This is a genomic window from Streptomyces sp. NPDC091280 (assembly GCF_044768565.1).
GTDB lineage: Bacteria > Actinomycetota > Actinomycetes > Streptomycetales > Streptomycetaceae > Streptomyces.
In genome coordinates, this window is sequence record NZ_JBIVUZ010000004.1 from 173403 (window position 1) to 189947 (window position 16545).

The following is a 16545-nucleotide window of genomic DNA, read 5'->3' on the forward strand; positions in this document are numbered from 1 at the left end:
CAAGGCGGCTGTGTGATGGCACCGGTCAACGTATCGCGCATTCTGGCCCGTCGGCGGTGATCCTGTGCTGCTCGACCTTTCCTGAGGGCCCGACACTGTAGACGCGTCCGTTCGGAACTGTGAACGCACTGTGGGCGCGGATCTTCGTCTCGGTTCTCTCACCTTTCGGAGAGACAACGGCCAGCTTGCTGTTCGAGAGCACGACGCCGCAGGTCTGGAATATTCCGATCTCGCCGTCACTCTCGACCTGGATTTTCTTGACGGGAGCGGATCGGCCCGCCGATGTGATGGCGATCTGCTGGGTTGGCTCACCTGTACCTGCGGAAAACGCTCCGATGATCGTCGAATTTCTGGAGCTGGCGCAGTCGCTTGAGTACTGCGAGACTTCCCGGATCTTCTTTCCGCTTGCCAGGTCGAATTCGTATGCGTCGTTGCCGAGGGTCCACATGGTTCTCTGATCAGGAGAAAGACAGCCGACACTTCCAGGAAGGTCGGCGGAAATCAGGGAAGGGGAAAGCATCCCGCCCTTCAGCGGGAACCGGAACGCGCTCCAGGAATCCGAGGAGTTGGGCTGGACCGAGATCACCAGTGTGCTGCCGTCCGCGGAGACCCTCCCGAGAGAGTCGGCCAGGCCCTTTGTGAACTTTTTGGCGGACACTTTCCCGGCAGTCGACCAGACGATCGACGTGTCCGTTGTCGCGACCCAGGTAGCCTTGTTCATCGCCCAATGGACGATCATGGACTTGCTGGGGAACGACCGAACGGTGGAACCGTCCGAGGTCTGCCAGACAGTATGAGTCCGGGATTCGTGTTCGTTGGTGTCGGCCGTGGCAGATATAACGGCGTTGGGGCATGATCCGGCGCAGTGGACGTCGGTGGGAAAATACTTGCTTTCCTGCCATTCCTTGGTGCCGTCGCTGGTATATCCGGTGAGGACTTCCCGATCGGTGTCGTATGTGATGTATCCGTCGCGGTCTCCGTCGACCAATACTATTGACTGGTTCGAGGTCTGCTGCTCGACAGAGTCCGTGGACGGCGACGAGCAGCCGCCGGCGAGGAAGAGGCAGATGAGCACCTGGGTGAGCGTGATGAGTTTATTTTGATTACTCATGTGTTTCCTGGCTTTTGCTGATGTGGGTGCACGGCTCGCGTCGCGCACCCACATGACCGTCAAGAAACTAGAAAACCCAGGACTGGGCCTTGCACTCGGTGGGCCAAGTGTTCAGCGCGTACCAGTTGTGGACGACGAGCCGGGTCTTTCCGCGCGGAGTGATCGGGCCCTTCCCCTTGCCGTAGTCGTAGGAGAACGACTGCATGTCCCAGCGGATGGTGCCCTTCTTCTGATGGTCCCAGTCATAGCGATGGGCGCCGACCAGGAGCCAGCTGGTCACATCGTTGTCGGACCGAGATTTCTTGATGCCGTGACTGCTCGGATAGAAGTAGCGACTCTGATGCTGCCAGGTCGTGCTTGTCTTCTTCGTGTAGTACGTCCGCACCGTGATTTTCGCGTCTGCGGTTGGCGTGAGTGAGGCGGAGCAGGTCGCATCGGCCTTGGACGTGGTGGCTGCGGACGCCTGGGGTGCGGACACGCTGGTCAGCAGAATTCCGGCGACAACTGGAGCGCCCAACAAAGTGAGCCACTTCTTGGTGGTACTCAAAGTAATTCCTCCCGTTGACTGCACGATCATACTTACGCATGAGGATGGGCTGATCAAGGGAGTTGAGGGTTCTCTGAGGAAGGAGTGATTCAGGCGATGCTTTGAAGCGGGAGTCGAAGCATCGCGGTCTCGACCTGTTTCAGTATGAGGGTGGCCACCTCGGGGGCGGCGCCAAGGACATTCCCGAGGACGTCTGCCTCGACCGCCCCTCGCCGGATGCGATCGGGCAGGAAGCCCGGGGCCAGAACGTACTGTGCGACTGCGACCTTCTGGCAGCCCAGAGCCCGAAGGTCCCGTACCGCATCCTCCGTGCGTGGAAGCGATGCGGAAGCGAATGCGGGGAGCACGGCCCGCCAGCCCGTCTGCCGCCACTCCCGGGCGATGCCGGCGATCACCGCGATGGCCTCGGGGTCGGTGGAGCCTGCCGAGGCGAGCACGACTCCGGTCGAGGATTTGTCCGCAGGCGTCAACCCGGCCTCGTACAAGCGCCGTTCAAGGGCTCGCAACAACAGCGGCGACGGTCCCAGCACCTCCGTCTGCCTGATCCGCAGCTGCGGCGGTGCGTCCCGCAGCACCGCCGGGATGTCGGCCTTCGCGTGGAACGCTCGCGTCAATAGCAGTGGAAGCGCCACGACGTCACGCACGCCTTCAGCGGCCAGTGATTTCAACACCCCGTGCACGGACGGGATGTTGAAATCAAGGAAGCTTGTTTCTACGCGCAGCCCGGGTCGGAGCGACCGTACCTGCCTGATCAGGGCGTGCACTGTCGCGGCGTGCCGTGGATCGCGGCTGCCGTGGGCGATGACGAGGAGAACGGGCCTTTGGCGCATGAGGTGTCAGCTTTTCACCAGGAGACCACGACTGCGCAGAACCCGCCGTTCCAGCGGGCTGAAGATCAGCAGGTCGATGGCGATGCCGACGAACAGGATGAGGAGGATGGCGAGGAATACCTGAGCCATGCTGCTGTTCGAACGGGCAATCTCCAGCAACTGGCCAAGGCCCACCCCCATGTCGGGTGAGTAGGCGATGATCTCGGCCGCCATGAGGGAGCGCCAGGAGAATGCCCAGCCCTGCTTCAGGCCCGCCACATAGCCAGGGAAGGCGGCCGGCAGGATGATGTGCCAGGTACCGCGCAGGCCGGTTGCCCCCAGAGTGCGTCCGGCGCGGAGGAACAAGGGGGGTACCTGATCGACGCCCGACACCAGGCCGTTGGCGATCGAGGGGACGGCACCCAACAGGATCACCGCGTACATCAATGAACTGTCCAGGCCCAGCCAGATCACGGCGGGCGGCACCCAAGCGACCGAGGGCAGGGATTGGAGGCCCGAGAGGACGGGGCCGATCGCCGCACGAATGACCTTGACGCGAGCCACGAGGAGACCGAGCGGTGTGCCGATGACCAGCGCGAACAGGAAGCCGAGCAGACCGCGGGAGACGCTGGTCCAGATGTAGCCGAGCAGGGTGCCCTTGAGCCAGGCGTCCTCGGCTTCGCCCCAGACGTCGGCAGGGGACGGCAGCTTGGAGGGGTCGGTGACGATCTTGAAGGTGATCAGCCCCTGCCAGACCGCGAGGACCACGCCGATGGCGATGAGGGGTGGCAAGATCTTGCTGACGAAAGTCTGCGAAAAAGGCGGGCGATCTACGGCTCTGGTCTCCAGGGCGTCGAGCCCTGCCTCCACGCTCCCACTCTGCTGGGCCGGTGTTGTATCAGTGTTGGCCATGACGGCGGATCTCCCCACGCAGTACTTCGGTGATCTCGACTGAGAGTTCCGCCACCGGGGCGTCCTCGATACGGCGCGGTTGTGGGATGTCCACCGACCACTCACGTGCGATCCGGCCGGGACGGGACGAGAGCAGAACCACGCGCTGAGCGAGCCGTACCGCCTCACGCACGTTGTGCGTGACGAATAGGACGGACAGCCCGGTCTCTCCCCAAATTCGGGTCAGTTCGTCATGCAGAACGTCCCGTGTGATCGCGTCCAGCGCCGCGAACGGCTCGTCCATCAACAGGAGTTGGCTCTCCTGGGCCAGCGCACGGGCCATCGCCACTCGTTGCCGCATCCCGCCCGACAACTCGTGTACACGTTTGTCGTATGCGCCCTTCAGCCGGACGAGTTCCAACAGTTCCTCGGTCTTGGGGCGCCGCTCGGCCTTCGGAACTCCCCTGAGCTTCAGGGCGAGTTCGATGTTCTTGCCCGCGGTCAGCCACGGGAAGAGAGCGTGCTCCTGGAACATCAGGGCGGGGCTTCCCTGTGTGGTGATGGACCCCGTGGTGGGTTTGTCCAACCCCGCCACCAGGTTCAGCAATGTGGATTTGCCGCAGCCCGAGGCCCCCAGGAGGGTGACGAACTCGCCTGGAGCGACATCAAGGGTGATGTCGTCCAGGGCCAGTTGTTGTCCACCTGGTCCCGCGAAGGACTTCGAGACGTGCTCAAGGCGGGCCGCGTACTCGACCGACTCCTCGGCCTTGGCCAGAGTCGTGGACATGGTCGTCACCTCCTGGGAACTCATCGGATCGATCCGGGCTTACTTGACGCCGAGTCCGGCATCGCTGACCGCGCTGTCTCCCTCGGCCTTGAGGACCTTGTTCAGGAGCGTGAGGTCGTAAATGCCATCCAGCTTCGGCTTGTCGAGCAGACCGGCCTTCACCGCGTGCTCAGCCTCGGAATTCAAGGTGGAGGCCAATGGGTCGTCGATGAACTGGATCGACTTCCAGGCCGGGTCGATGACATTGGCGGGCAAGGCCTTGCCCGAATCGATCGCCAACTGCTTGTTCGCCGCCGCCTTCGCAGCGTCCGAGTTGGCATTGATCCACTTATTGGTCTCGACCGAGCCCTTGAGTACGGCCTCGACGACCTTCGGGTACTTCTTGAGGAACTTCTGCGACACGATGATGTTCGTGATCACGAATTTCTTGTCGGGCCAAAGCGACGATTCGTCAAGCAGAACCTTGGCACCTTCGGCGACCAGTTTGGACGCGGTCGGCTCCGGTACCCAGGCGCCGTCGATGGAACCGGACTTGTAGGCGTCAGGGGTGACCTTGTTGTCGGTACGGATGACCGAGACATCGCCCTTGCCGCTCTGCGCGTCGACCTTCCAGCCCTGGTCCGCGATCCAGTTGAGGAACGCCACGTCCTGCGTGTTGCCCAGCTGAGGTGTCGCGATCTTCTTGCCCTTGACGTCGGCGAGAGACTTGATCTTCTTCGGGTTGACGACCAGCTTCACGCCGCCTGAGGCTGATCCGCCGATGATGCGCAGGTTGGTGCCGTTGGACTTGGTGTAGCCGTTGATGGCCGGGGACGGGCCGATCCAGCCGATGTCGATCGAGCCCGCGTTCAGCGCTTCGATCTCGGACGGGCCGGCGTTGAAGATCGAGTACTTGGCCTTGGTGGCGCCGAGCGCTTTCTGGAAGAAGCCCTTTTGGTTTCCGACCAGCGCGGTGGCGTGGGTCAGGTTGCCGAAGTAGCCGATCTTCACGGTGTCCAGGCCGTCGATCTTCTTGGACCCGGCGGAGACCTTTGCGGAGCTGTCCTTCGCGGCGTTCGACCCGTAACCGCAGGCGGCGAGGGTGAGCAGCGGGAGCGCGGCGGCCACGGCTATGCCGCGGCGCAGAAGAGTGGAGCGGTTGGCAGGCACGGGAGGTGTTCCTCTCGTTGGCCCGGCTGGTCACGGTCTCTCAGGTCGTGGCCGGGAGGTCGGCAGGTTTTCGTCGTCGCTTCCGGGACGTCGGGTGGGGGGACTGGGCGCGCAAGCGGTGCGCGTACGTCAGCACGCACATCGCGCCACTCCGCCCTGTCCGCTGCCGAGGGCGCCGCTGCCGACCCGGCCGCCCTCCTTGGCGAACGTGGAGTAGAAGTCCCTGGACGTCATGTCAGAAGTCCCAACCGTCGTCGTCCGAACCGTCCTTGACCGGCTCCGGCGCCGCGAACGACTCACCGACCATGCCGGCGGTCAGCGTGGTGCCGTCCGCCGGGTCGATCAGGATGAACGATCCGGTACGGCGCGAGTCGGCGTACGAGTCCACCGGCAGCGGCTCCGCGGTGCGGATCTTCACCCGGCCGATGTCGTTGGCGACGAGCTGTCCCGGATGCGGGTGCAGGGACAGGTCGTCGAGCGTGAGGCGGGACGGGATGTCCTTGACGATCGCCTTGACCGTGCGCGTGCCGTGCTTGAGGAGCACCCGGTGGCCCACGGTCAGCGGCTGGTCGGCGACATGGCAGACCGTCGCCTCGATGTCCTGCGTGGTCGCCGGGGCGTCCTTGCTGGGCACGATCAGATCGCCGCGCGAGATGTCGATGTCGTCCTCCAGCAGGAGGGTCACCGACTGCGTGGTCCACGCGGCGCCGACCGGCTTGCCGAGCAGGTCGATCCCGGAGATCCGCGTGGCCCGCCCGGACGGCAGCACCGTCACCGCCTCGCCGACCCGGAACGTACCGGCCGCGATCTGGCCCGCGTACCCCCGGTAGTCCGGAAGGTCGGCGCTCTGCGGCCGGATCACGTACTGCACGGGCAGCCGCGCGTGGCAGTGGCTCAGGTCGTGGGCGACCGGCACCGACTCCAGGTGTTCCAGGAAGGTCGGCCCGCCGTACCAGTCCATGTGCGCGGACGGCTCCACCACGTTGTCCCCGGCCAGCGCCGAGATCGGGATCGCGGTGATCTCCGGGACGCCCAGCTCGCTCGCGTACGCCGTGAACTCCTCGGCGATGGAGGCGAACACGGACTCCTTGTACTCGACCAGGTCCATCTTGTTCACGGCCAGCACCACGTGCGGCACCCGCAGCAGCGCGGCGATGGCCGCGTGCCGCCGGGTCTGCTCGACGACACCGTTGCGCGCGTCGACGAGGATCACCGTCAGCTCGGCCGTGGAGGCACCCGTCACCATGTTGCGGGTGTACTGCACGTGACCGGGCGTGTCGGCGAGGATGAACCGGCGCCGGGGGGTGGCGAAGTAGCGGTAGGCCACGTCGATGGTGATGCCCTGCTCGCGCTCGGCGCGCAGCCCGTCGGTGAGGAGCGCGAGGTCGGGCGCCTCCTGCCCGCGGTCGGCCGACACCCGCTGCACGGCTTCGAGTTGGTCGGTCAGCACCGACTTGGAGTCGTGCAAGAGCCGTCCTACGAGGGTGGACTTGCCGTCGTCGACCGAACCGGCCGTCGCGAACCGCAGGAGGGTCGTCTCGGTGAGTTCCGTGATGGTGCTCATGGTTAGAAGTACCCCTCGCGCTTGCGGTCTTCCATCGCGGCCTCGGACAGCTTGTCGTCGGCACGCGTGGCGCCCCGCTCGGTCAGCCGGGAGGCCGCGATCTCGGCGATGACCTGCTCCAGCGTCACCGCGTCGGAGTCGACGGCGCCGGTGCACGACATGTCACCGACGGTCCGGTAGCGGATGAGCCGCTTCTCCACGGTCTCCTCCGCCTTCGGGCCGCCCCACTCGCCGGCGGTCAGCCACATCCCGCCCCGCGCGAACACCTCACGCTCGTGCGCGAAGTAGATCTGCGGGAGTTCGATGCCTTCGCGGGCGATGTACTGCCAGACGTCGAGTTCGGTCCAGTTGGAGAGCGGGAAGACGCGGACGTGTTCGCCGGGTGCGTGCCGCCCGTTGTAGAGGTTCCACAGCTCGGGCCGCTGTCGGCGCGGGTCCCACTGCGAGAACTCGTCCCGCAGGCTGAACACCCGTTCCTTGGCGCGTGCCTTCTCCTCGTCCCGGCGCCCGCCCCCGAACACGGCGTCGAACTTCTCGGCCTGGATCTTCTCGGTGAGGGGGAGGGTCTGGAGGGGGTTGCGGGTCCCGTCGGGTCGTTCGCGCAGGACTCCGCGGTCGATGTAGTCCTGTACGGAGGCGACGTGGAGGCGTAGTCCGTGCTGTTCGACGGTGCGGTCGCGGTACTCCAGGACTTCGGGGAAGTTGTGCCCGGTGTCGACGTGCAGGAGCGAGAAGGGGACCGGGGCGGGCGCGAACGCCTTCAGGGCGAGGTGCAGCATGACGATGGAGTCCTTGCCGCCGGAGAAGAGGATCACCGGCCGTTCGAACTCGCCCGCCACCTCGCGGAAGATGTGCACCGCCTCGGACTCCAGAGCGTCCAGATGCGAGAGGGCGTACGGGGTGTCCGTACCGTCCTCGGCCTTGGCGACGGTCGCCGTCATGCCAGTCCCCTCTCGGTGAGCAGCGCGTGCAGTGCCGCTGCCGACTCCTGCACGGTCTGGTGCTGCGACTCGATCCGCAGGTCCGGCGACTCGGGCTCCTCGTACGGGTCGTCGACCCCGGTGAGCCCGGTCAGTTCACCGGCGGCCTGCTTGGCGTAGAGACCCTTCACATCGCGTACGGAGCACACGTCGACCGGGGTCGCCACATGCACCTCGATGTAGGCGGTGCCGCTCTCCTGGTGCCGCTTGCGGACGGCCTCGCGGCTGTCGGTGTACGGCGCGATGACCGGGACCAGCGCCTTGACGCCGTTGCGGGCGAGCAGTTCGGCGAGGAAGCCGATGCGCTGCACGTTGGTGTGCCGGTCCTCGCGGGAGAAGCCGAGGCCCGCCGAGATGAACTCGCGGATCTCGTCGCCGTCGAGCACCTCGACGAGGTGGCCCTCCTCGCGCAGCCGGCCGGCCAGCTCGTACGCGATGGTGGTCTTGCCGGCACTCGGCAGACCCGTGAGCCAGACGGTGGCTCCGGTCGTCACGTGGATCTCCAACTCTTCGGTGGGGGTGGGCACTCGTGTGGGGGCGGTCATTCGTGCAGCCCGCACTCGGTCTTCCCGCGGCCCGCCCAGCGGCCGGCGCGCGCGTCCTCGCCCTCAAGGACCCGGCGGGTGCAGGGCGCGCAGCCGACGGACGCGTAGCCGTCCATCAGCAACGGGTTGGTGAGGACGCCGTGTTCGGCCACGTAGGCGTCCACGTCGTCCTGGGTCCAGCGGGCGATGGGGGAGACCTTGACCTTGCCGCGCTTCTCGTCCCAGCCGACGACCGGGGTGTTCGCCCGGGTCGGGGACTCGTCGCGGCGCAGCCCCGTCGCCCAGGCCGCGTACGCGGTGAGGCCCTGTTCCAGGGGCTGGACCTTGCGCAGCTTGCAGCACAGGTCCGGGTCGCGGTCGTGCAGTCGCGGGCCGTACTCGGCGTCCTGCTCGGCGACGGACTGGCGCGGGGTGAGCGTGATGACGTTGACGTCCATCACGGCCTCGACCGCGTCGCGGGTGCCGATGGTCTCGGGGAAGTGGTAGCCGGTGTCGAGGAACACCACGTCGACGCCGGGCATCGCGCGGGAGGCGAGGTGGGCGACCACCGCGTCCTCCATCGAGGAGGTCACACAGAACCGCTTGCCGAAGGTCCGCACCGCCCACTGGAGGATCTCCAGCGCGGAGGCGTCCTCCAGGTCGCGGCCCGCCTGCTCGGCGAGGGCTTTCAAGTCGTCGGTGGGGCGCGCTTTCTGAGTCGTCGTCATATCGTGTCTCCCCCTGCGTCGGTCGGCTGGAGACCCCGGGCGAGGAGCCCGAGGAACTTCAGCTGAAAGGCCCGATTGCATGCCGCGCATTCCCACGCGCCGTGGCCCTGCTCGTTGGGACGCAGGTCCTCGTCGCCGCAGTAGGGGCAGTAGAAGGGGGCGGCCCGCTCGCTCACGACAGGGCCTCCTCACTGGCACGCGTGGCCCAGGCGGCGAACCGCTCACCGTCCTCGCGCTCCTGCTGGAACCGGGTGAGGACCCGCTCGACGTAGTCGGGCAGTTCCTCCGAAGTGACCTTCAGGCCGCGGACCTTGCGGCCGAAGCCGGCCTCCAGGCCGAGGGCGCCGCCGAGGTGCACCTGGAAGCCCTCGACCTGCTCGCCCTGGTCGTTGAGGACCAACTGGCCCTTGAGACCGATGTCCGCGACCTGGATACGGGCGCAGGCGTTCGGGCAGCCGTTGATGTTGATGGTGATCGGCTCGTCGAACTCCGGGATGCGGCGCTCCAGTTCGTCGATGAGCGTGATGCCGCGCTGCTTGGTCTCGACGATCGCGAGCTTGCAGTACTCGATGCCGGTGCAGGCCATCGTGCCGCGCCGGAACGGCGAGGGCTTCGCGGTGAGACCCAGGGCCTCCAGGCCCTCGACCAGAGAATCGATCCGGCTCTCCTCGACGTCGAGCACGATCATCTTCTGCTCGACCGTGGTGCGCAGCCGGCCCGAGCCGTGCGCCTGCGCCAGCTCGGCGATCTTGGTGAGGGTGGTGCCGTCGACGCGGCCGACGCGCGGGGCGAAGCCGACGTAGAAGCGGCCGTCCTGCTGGCGGTGGACGCCGACGTGGTCGCGCCAGCGCTGGACCGGCTGCGCGGGGGCGGGGCCGTCGACGAGCTTGCGCTTGAGGTACTCGTCCTCCAGGACCTGGCGGAACTTCTCCTGGCCCCAGTCGGCGACGAGGAACTTCAGCCGGGCCCGGGTGCGCAGCCGCCGGTAGCCGTAGTCGCGGAAGATGCCGATCACGCCGGCCCACACGTCCGGGACCTCGTCCAGCGGGACCCAGGCGCCGAGCCGGACGCCGATCTTCGGGTTGGTGGACAGACCGCCGCCGACCCACAGGTCGAAACCGGGGCCGTGCTCGGGGTGGTCGACGCCGACGAACGCGATGTCGTTGATCTCGTGCGCGACGTCCAGGAGCGGGGAGCCGGAGATCGCCGTCTTGAACTTGCGCGGCAGGTTGGAGAAGTCCTTGTTGCCGATGTACAGGCGGTGGATCTCGTCGATCGCGGAGCTGCCGTCGATGATCTCGTCCTCGGCGATGCCCGCGACCGGGGAGCCGAGGATGGTGCGGGGCGTGTCACCGCAGGCCTCGGTGGTGGAGAGACCGACCGCCTCCAGGCGGTTCCAGATCTCGGGCACGTCCTCGATGCGGATCCAGTGGTACTGCACGTTCTGCCGGTCGGTGAGGTCGGCCGTGCCGCGCGCGAACTCCTGCGAGATCTCGCCGATCACCCGGAGCTGGTCCGTGGTCAGCCGGCCGCCGTCGATGCGGACGCGCAGCATGAAGTACTTGTCGTCCAGCTCCTCCGGCTCCAGGATCGCGGTCTTGCCGCCGTCGATGCCGGGCTTGCGCTGGGTGTACAGCCCCCACCAGCGCATACGGCCGCGCAGGTCGTTCGGGTCGATGGAGTCGAAGCCGCGCTTGGAGTAGATCGTCTCAATGCGTGTCCGCACATTGAGACCGTCGTCGTCCTTCTTGAACTGCTCGTTGCCGTTGAGCGGGGTGAAGTGCCCGGCTGCCCACTGCCCCTCACCGCGGTGACGGCTCACCTTGCGGCGGGGCGCTGCGGCAGCAGGGTTCTCGGGGGTGGCGGCCATGGTTCTACGTCCTCCGGGACAGGCGGGTTATCGGCTCTGACCTGCGCGTACGGGCGCATGCGGGCATACGTGCGCGTCATTGCGCAGGGTGGGGCAGACAGGGGAATTCCGGGGGGTCGCGGCTCGGCTAGCCCGCCGGACAGATGGCGCTGGACATACGGCCGAGGTCGACGTGCCGCCGACTCACCAAGGCAATCCCAGTTCCAGACATGACGGAAGCGTGTCACGGCAATCTGGACACAGTCCAGCTTCGTCCGTCATGCGGACACCTTCGTCTCGATATGCGAGACGAAGGTGTTGTCAGTCACATGACGTGCGCGCGGTCTTGTCGGCGCAGGTCAGACCGGGTAGGCCCCGGGCCACGGACCCGGGGTGGGCACCACCGCCACCTCCTCGACCTGCGTGTCGAACAGCTTGAAGCCCCGGCGCTGGTAATTGTCCATCGCGTGCACCCCGTCCAGGCTGCACGTATGCACCCACACCCGGCGGGTCGGCGTCCGCCCCGGCCAGCGGTCCGCGAGGTCCCAGGCGCGGGCGGTGCCGTAGGAGAGGAGGTGGCCGCCGAGGCGTCGGCCACGGAAGGCGGGGATCAGGCCGAAGTAGGCGATCTCGACGACGCCCTCGTCCTGCGCGTCCAGTTCCAGGTAGCCGGCGGGGGTGCCCCGGTCGTACACGACCCAGGTCTCGGTGCCCGGCCGGTCCAGGTACTCCTGCCAGTGTGCGAACGTCCAGCCGAGCCGGTCGATCCAGAGGATGTCCCCGCCCACGGACGCGTACAGGAAACGGCTGAACTCGGGGGAGGGCACCTCGGCGCGGACGATCCGCACGTCTCCGTCCGGCACGACGGCCGCGAGGAGGTCGCGCGGGTCGGTCTGCTCCAGGGACCAGGTGGTCACGGGGGTGTTCGTCATGCCCGCCAGGGAATCATCCGGCCACGCGATCTGTCGATCAGTGGATCAGTGGGGTGGATCAGTCGAGGGAGCGGTCGATCGACGTCAGCGGCAGCGCGAACAGCATCCGGCCGGACACCGACCAGACCTCGCCCGTCTCCTGCCAGTACGAGAGGGAGTCGCTCAGCGCGCTCCAGCACTGATGCGTCTCGTCGGCCCCGCACTCGGTGGCCCGCGCGTCCTTCGCGTCCTGCCGCCACAGCGAACCGTGCCCGCTCTGCTCCTGGGCCGCGCCGCCCAGGTACCAGGAGGTACCGGTCGCCAGCACACCCCCGACACCGCTGACCTTTGTCGTGTACGCCTCCTCGGGCACCGCGCGCCCCGCCGAGTCGGTGGCCAGCAGCCCCGGCCGCGCGGGATCGCGGCTGAAGGGATAGCGCCACAGCAGCTTCCCGCCGCCGGCGACCAGACTGTCCGGGACCGTGCTGCGGTCCAGCGAGAGACCGGCCGGCGCGGTGGCGGAGCCGCCGCCGGCCAGCCGGTACGACCCGACCGCGGGCAGCACATACCGGTACCCGGCGGCCGACCAGCCCCCGCGCACCCGGCCGACCGCGGAGGCGGTCACCGTGGCGCGCTGGACGCGGTTCATGTCGTACACGTACAGCGCGTCGCGGCTCCCGCCGGTGGTGGTGACCAGCAGCTTGTCCTGGTACCAGACCATGCCGGAGACCTTGGAGACGAGCCCGCGGTAGTCGCGCCCGCCGTCCGTCGGCACGGCGAGGAGGGCCCAGGTGTAGGTGAGACGCGTGGGGTCGCCGGCGTTCACGAAGGCGACCTTGGCCAGGCCGCGGCTGTTCTCGGTCCAGCCGGAGAGGATCACCCGGTTCGAGCCCCACCAGCCGTCCTCGTCGGCGTCGCCCGAGGTGGTCACCGAGCGCGGGGTCCACGCCGGGTCCGCCGCGTCGCCGCTGTCCCAGCAGTACGCGCGGGTGGCCGCAGGTTCCAGGGGCAGCGCCGCCTTCTCGTCCGCCGTGCAGTCGGCGGCGTCGCGCAGGGTGTGGTCGGCACTGCGCAACACGGTGTCCACGCCCACCGGACGCCCCATCGCGGAGGCCAGCCGGTCCAGTGACCGCTGCGGCTCCAGCGTCTCCCGCAGCTCCAGCTTCCCCAACTCGGAAGCCGAGGTCAGCGGCTTCAGCGGCCCAGGGTCGGAACTCACCGTCGCCTGCGAGGCACTGATCATCGTCGCGGCGGCGGTCAGGCCGAGCGCGGCCCCGGCCAGGGCCGCACGCAGCGCCCTGCCCCGCTTGCGCCGGCGATGTCGCCCACGTGCACCCATAAGTGTCCTCCCGAGGCGAGCCAACTGCGCCTGATGATCCGTGCGTTGACCAGGGAGCAGGTGGGGTGGCCCGTAGAGGGATGCTACGGCAGTCGGGGCCGCCCCATGGGCAAGACCCTGCAATTATGCGGAAGATGCCGCCCGACGTGTCTTTTGCGCCACCTGTCCGCTACGGCGCCGGGACCGGCCCGCGCGCCCTGGCCACCGCCGGTGCAGTCGAGAACGGCAGCAGTCCGCGCGGGTCGTCCGGCAGCACCACCTCGACCTCCGCGTCCTCGCCGAAGCGGTACGGCCGGTGCTCCAGGAACGCCCCGAGATAGCGCCGTACCCGGGACATCTCGGCGCGTACGGTCACCGTGCGGCCCGGGTCGCCGAACATGTCCTCGGCCAGGCCCGCCGCGCTGCGGCCGGTGCGGTGCAGGGCCAGGAGATAGAGCAACTCGGCGTGCCGGGGGCTCAGTTCGTGCGTCCACGAGCCGGCGCTGCCGGTCACCGTCACCGACCAGCGGCGCGGCTGCGCGAGATCGAGGACGATCCGGGTGGCGGCGCGCGGCCCGGGTTCGTCGGCGGCCCGCACCAACCAGCCCCCGGCCAGCGGCTCCAGGGAGCACAGCCCGAGCGAGGGCAGCCAACGGCGGCCCGCCGAGAGCGACTTGGGCAGCGCGATCCGCTTCACATACGGCATTCCGGTCACCGCGGCGGTCCAGCCGTCCCGGTCCACCACCAGGGCCTGGCCGCCGATCCGGGGCAGGATCGGCGCGGCCACCGCGCGCAGCCGCTCCAGCGAGGTCATGTGCAGTTCGCGCAGCCGGGCCTCGGCGAGTTTGGCCACCGAGTCGACCCAGGCGAGGGTCGCCGGATGCATGGTCTCCAGCGGGCCGCTGACGTCGACGACACCGATCAGCCGGCCGTCCCTGGGATCGGTGATCGGGGCGCCCGCGCAGGTGAACGAGGCCAGCGCGCGCGAGAGATGCTCGGTGGCGAAGACCTGCACGGGCCGCCGTACCACCGCCGGGGTACCCACCCCGTTGGTGCCGATGACGTCCTCGCGCCAGTCCGTGCCGACCTCGATGCCGACCTCGTCGGCCTTGCGCAGCACGGCCGCGCTGCCCTCGCGCCACAGCGCGCGGCCCTCCTCGTCCGCGATCAGCACGATGTGGTGGGCGGCGTCCGCGACCGACACCAGGCCCTCCCGCAGCACCGGCAGCACGTGCCGCAACGCGCTGGCCCCGCGCCGCCGTTCGACCTCCTCGCGGGAGAGCACCCCGGTGCGCAGATCGTGGTCGGGGTGGGTCCCGCCGCGTAACGCGCGCTCCCAGGACTCCTCGATCACCGGGCGCGGCGCGGTGCGGGCGCGCTGTCCGAGGAGCGTGGTGTGCCGGGCGTCGCTGAGCATCCGCGCCGTCCGCGCCGCGTCGAAGGCGGCGCGCGGCGTCGGGGCGGCCGGCGGGTTCACCATGGGTCCTTCTCTCCGGTCCCGTGTCGACTGTTGTTCTCATAGTGCCGTCCCGCGGTGACGGAGGGAGACAGTCCGACCACAGTGACCGCCAAGTTGCAACCCTCTGCAACCCTGGTGAACGGTCCTGTGGTGTCTGAAACTTGTCCCACGCTGCGAGGGTGGTGCCGTGTCGGCGCAGCACCACCCTCGCGTTGTGCCCCCGCGGCTCAGGCCGTCGGCCGGGCGCGCGCCACGATCGAGGCCAGGTCCAGAGTCGGCGGCAGGGTGCCGAAGCTGGCCCCCCAGTCGCCGCCCAGCCGGGACGCGCAGAACGCGTCGGCGACCTCCGGCGGCGCGTACCGGACCAGCAGCGCCCCCTGGAGCACGAGGGCCATCCGCTCGACCACGCGCCGGGCCCGGCCCTCGATGCCCGCCAGGTCGGCGAGGTCGACGAGCAGGTTCTTCATGGCCCCGTCGAGCCGGTGGTCGGCGCCGCGCACCCGGCCGACCTCGACCAGGAAGGCGTCCAGCACCCGCGGTTCGCGCCGCAGCGCCCGCAGCACGTCCAGGGCCTGGATGTTCCCGGCGCCCTCCCAGACCGAGTTGAGCGGTGACTCCCGTACCAGGCGCGGCAGTCCGGACTCCTCCACATAGCCGTTGCCGCCCAGGCACTCGGCCGCCTCGACGGCCACCGCCGAACAGCGCTTGGTGACCCAGTACTTGGCGACCGGCACCGCCAACCGCAGGAACGCCAGCTCCTGTTCACCGCCGTCGTCGCAGGCCGCCGCGAGTCTCAGGCCGAGCGTGGTGGCGGCCTCCGACTCCAGGGCGAGGTCGGCCAGCACATTGCGCATCAGGGGCTTGTCGAGGAGCCGGCCGCCGAACGCCTCGCGGTGCGCGGTGTGGTGGACGGCCTGGGCGACGGCCTGCCGCATCAGACCCGCCGAGCCGAGCACACAGTCGAGCCGGGTCGCCGAGACCATCCCGATGATGGTCCGCACACCGGCCCCCTCGTCCCCGACCCGGCGTGCCCAGGTCCCGTCGAACTCGACCTCGGCGGAGGCGTTCGACCGGTTGCCCAGCTTGTCCTTGAGCCGCTGGAGCAGGAAGACGTTGCGGGTGCCGTCCGCCAGCACCCGGGGCACGAGGAAACAGGTCAGCCCGCCCGGCGCCTGCGCCAGCACCAGGAAACCGTCGGACATCGGCGCCGAGCAGAACCACTTGTGGCCGGTCAGCTCGTACGTCCCGTCCTCGGCGAGCGGCCGTGCGGCCGTGGTGTTGGCGCGGACGTCGCTGCCGCCCTGCTTCTCGGTCATGCCCATCCCGAAGACCGCCCCGGGCTTGAGGTGGGCGGGCCGCAGCTCACGGTCGTAGACCATGGACGTCAGCCGGGGCTCCCACTCGGCGGCGAGCGCGGGGTCGGCGCGCAGCGCGGGGACCGCCGCGTGGGTCATCGACAGCGGGCAGCCGTTCCCGGCCTCGACCTGGGTCCAGACCAGGAAACCGGCGGCCCGTCTGACATGTCCGGCCGGGCGGTTCCAGGCGGCGGTCAGGCCCGCCGCCACGCCCTTGCCGAGCAGCCGGTGCCAGGCCGGATGGAACTCGACCTCGTCGATCCGGTTGCCGAAGCGGTCGTGGGTGCGCAGGCCCGGGGGGTTGGCGTTGGCCTGCGCACCCCACTCCTGCACCTGGGCCGAGCCGGCCGCCCGGCCCAGGGCGCGGAGTTCGTCCCCTACCTCGGCGCGCAGTTCGGGCGCGGTGTGCCGCTCGACCGCCGAGGTCAGGACGCGGTCGGCGCCGAAGACGTCGTACCCGGCCAGCGGGGGAGGCTGGTTCGTCACGGAGTGGGTGGTGCGTGCCATGGCTGGAACCTACCCGTGCGGACGGCGGTGGTCCGGATCTCCGCGGCGAAACAGCC

Annotated in this window: 17 protein-coding genes; all 17 read right to left on the reverse strand. The window is 68.6% G+C overall.

Annotated elements, in window-relative coordinates; genetic code table 11:
• Positions 1-25: 25 nt before the first annotated feature.
• A complete protein-coding gene (locus tag ACIQPR_RS14100) occupies positions 26-1159 on the reverse strand; it encodes a hypothetical protein (protein WP_403646842.1) in 1134 nt (377 codons plus the stop codon).
• Positions 1160-1178: 19 nt separating this feature from the next.
• Positions 1179-1589 (reverse strand): hypothetical protein, encoded by a 411-nt coding sequence (locus tag ACIQPR_RS14105; RefSeq protein ID WP_403646846.1) that lies wholly within the window; start codon positions 1587-1589, stop codon positions 1179-1181.
• Between the two features lie 158 nt (positions 1590-1747).
• A complete protein-coding gene (locus ACIQPR_RS14110) occupies positions 1748-2488 on the reverse strand; it encodes a sirohydrochlorin chelatase (protein ID WP_403646848.1) in 741 nt (246 codons plus the stop codon).
• A gap of 6 nt (positions 2489-2494) precedes the next feature.
• Positions 2495-3379, reverse strand: coding sequence for an ABC transporter permease (locus tag ACIQPR_RS14115; protein WP_403646851.1), 885 nt, complete (start codon positions 3377-3379; stop codon positions 2495-2497).
• The gene (locus ACIQPR_RS14120) at positions 3366-4169 is read right to left on the reverse strand and encodes an ABC transporter ATP-binding protein (protein ID WP_403646854.1); all 804 of its coding nucleotides are present in this window, start codon (positions 4167-4169) and stop codon (positions 3366-3368) included. Before ACIQPR_RS14120 ends, ACIQPR_RS14115 begins: the two co-directional genes overlap by 14 nt.
• A 15-nt stretch (positions 4170-4184) precedes the next feature.
• A complete protein-coding gene (locus ACIQPR_RS14125) occupies positions 4185-5294 on the reverse strand; it encodes an ABC transporter substrate-binding protein (protein ID WP_403646856.1) in 1110 nt (369 codons plus the stop codon).
• A gap of 235 nt (positions 5295-5529) precedes the next feature.
• Entirely contained in the window at positions 5530-6858 is a 1329-nt protein-coding gene (locus tag ACIQPR_RS14130) for a sulfate adenylyltransferase subunit 1 (RefSeq protein WP_403646858.1), read from the reverse strand.
• 2 nt (positions 6859-6860) lie between these two features.
• On the reverse strand, positions 6861-7799 hold the full coding sequence (gene cysD, locus ACIQPR_RS14135; protein ID WP_403646861.1) for a sulfate adenylyltransferase subunit CysD: 939 nt from the start codon (positions 7797-7799) through the stop codon (positions 6861-6863).
• Entirely contained in the window at positions 7796-8332 is a 537-nt protein-coding gene (cysC, locus tag ACIQPR_RS14140) for an adenylyl-sulfate kinase (protein ID WP_403647902.1), read from the reverse strand. The genes cysD and cysC overlap by 4 nt, the downstream gene beginning before the upstream one ends.
• Positions 8333-8379: 47 nt before the next feature.
• On the reverse strand, positions 8380-9090 hold the full coding sequence (locus tag ACIQPR_RS14145; RefSeq protein WP_403646864.1) for a phosphoadenylyl-sulfate reductase: 711 nt from the start codon (positions 9088-9090) through the stop codon (positions 8380-8382).
• On the reverse strand, positions 9087-9266 hold the full coding sequence (locus ACIQPR_RS14150) for a hypothetical protein (protein ID WP_403646867.1): 180 nt from the start codon (positions 9264-9266) through the stop codon (positions 9087-9089). Before ACIQPR_RS14150 ends, ACIQPR_RS14145 begins: the two co-directional genes overlap by 4 nt.
• Positions 9263-10960, reverse strand: coding sequence for a nitrite/sulfite reductase (locus tag ACIQPR_RS14155; RefSeq protein ID WP_403646870.1), 1698 nt, complete (start codon positions 10958-10960; stop codon positions 9263-9265). The genes ACIQPR_RS14150 and ACIQPR_RS14155 overlap by 4 nt, the downstream gene beginning before the upstream one ends.
• A 127-nt stretch (positions 10961-11087) precedes the next feature.
• Complete coding sequence (locus tag ACIQPR_RS14160) at positions 11088-11171, reverse strand: putative leader peptide (protein WP_309500612.1); 84 nt, start codon at positions 11169-11171, stop codon at positions 11088-11090.
• Positions 11172-11298: 127 nt separating this feature from the next.
• Positions 11299-11871 (reverse strand): GNAT family N-acetyltransferase, encoded by a 573-nt coding sequence (locus ACIQPR_RS14165; protein ID WP_403646873.1) that lies wholly within the window; start codon positions 11869-11871, stop codon positions 11299-11301.
• 58 nt (positions 11872-11929) lie between these two features.
• Entirely contained in the window at positions 11930-13189 is a 1260-nt protein-coding gene (locus ACIQPR_RS14170) for a hypothetical protein (protein ID WP_403646876.1), read from the reverse strand.
• 169 nt (positions 13190-13358) lie between these two features.
• A complete protein-coding gene (locus tag ACIQPR_RS14175; protein ID WP_403646879.1) occupies positions 13359-14648 on the reverse strand; it encodes a GAF domain-containing protein in 1290 nt (429 codons plus the stop codon).
• Positions 14649-14854: 206 nt separating this feature from the next.
• The gene (locus ACIQPR_RS14180) at positions 14855-16489 is read right to left on the reverse strand and encodes an acyl-CoA dehydrogenase family protein (RefSeq protein WP_403646882.1); all 1635 of its coding nucleotides are present in this window, start codon (positions 16487-16489) and stop codon (positions 14855-14857) included.
• Positions 16490-16545: the final 56 nt, after the last annotated feature.

Excerpts from the sequence above, each read along its gene's own strand:
- ACIQPR_RS14160 (WP_309500612.1), bottom strand. The coding sequence starts at position 11,171 with ATGTCTGGAACTGGGATTGCCTTGGTGAGTCGGCGGCACGTCGACCTC.
- cysD (WP_403646861.1), bottom strand. The coding sequence starts at position 7,799 with ATGACGGCGACCGTCGCCAAGGCCGAGGACGGTACGGACACCCCGTAC.
- ACIQPR_RS14145 (WP_403646864.1), bottom strand. The coding sequence starts at position 9,090 with ATGACGACGACTCAGAAAGCGCGCCCCACCGACGACTTGAAAGCCCTC.
- ACIQPR_RS14155 (WP_403646870.1), bottom strand. The coding sequence starts at position 10,960 with ATGGCCGCCACCCCCGAGAACCCTGCTGCCGCAGCGCCCCGCCGCAAG.
- ACIQPR_RS14180 (WP_403646882.1), bottom strand. The coding sequence starts at position 16,489 with ATGGCACGCACCACCCACTCCGTGACGAACCAGCCTCCCCCGCTGGCC.
- ACIQPR_RS14120 (WP_403646854.1), bottom strand. The coding sequence starts at position 4,169 with ATGAGTTCCCAGGAGGTGACGACCATGTCCACGACTCTGGCCAAGGCC.
- ACIQPR_RS14115 (WP_403646851.1), bottom strand. The coding sequence starts at position 3,379 with ATGGCCAACACTGATACAACACCGGCCCAGCAGAGTGGGAGCGTGGAG.
- ACIQPR_RS14110 (WP_403646848.1), bottom strand. The coding sequence starts at position 2,488 with ATGCGCCAAAGGCCCGTTCTCCTCGTCATCGCCCACGGCAGCCGCGAT.
- ACIQPR_RS14175 (WP_403646879.1), bottom strand. The coding sequence starts at position 14,648 with ATGGTGAACCCGCCGGCCGCCCCGACGCCGCGCGCCGCCTTCGACGCG.
- ACIQPR_RS14170 (WP_403646876.1), bottom strand. The coding sequence starts at position 13,189 with ATGGGTGCACGTGGGCGACATCGCCGGCGCAAGCGGGGCAGGGCGCTG.
- ACIQPR_RS14165 (WP_403646873.1), bottom strand. The coding sequence starts at position 11,871 with ATGACGAACACCCCCGTGACCACCTGGTCCCTGGAGCAGACCGACCCG.
- ACIQPR_RS14130 (WP_403646858.1), bottom strand. The coding sequence starts at position 6,858 with ATGAGCACCATCACGGAACTCACCGAGACGACCCTCCTGCGGTTCGCG.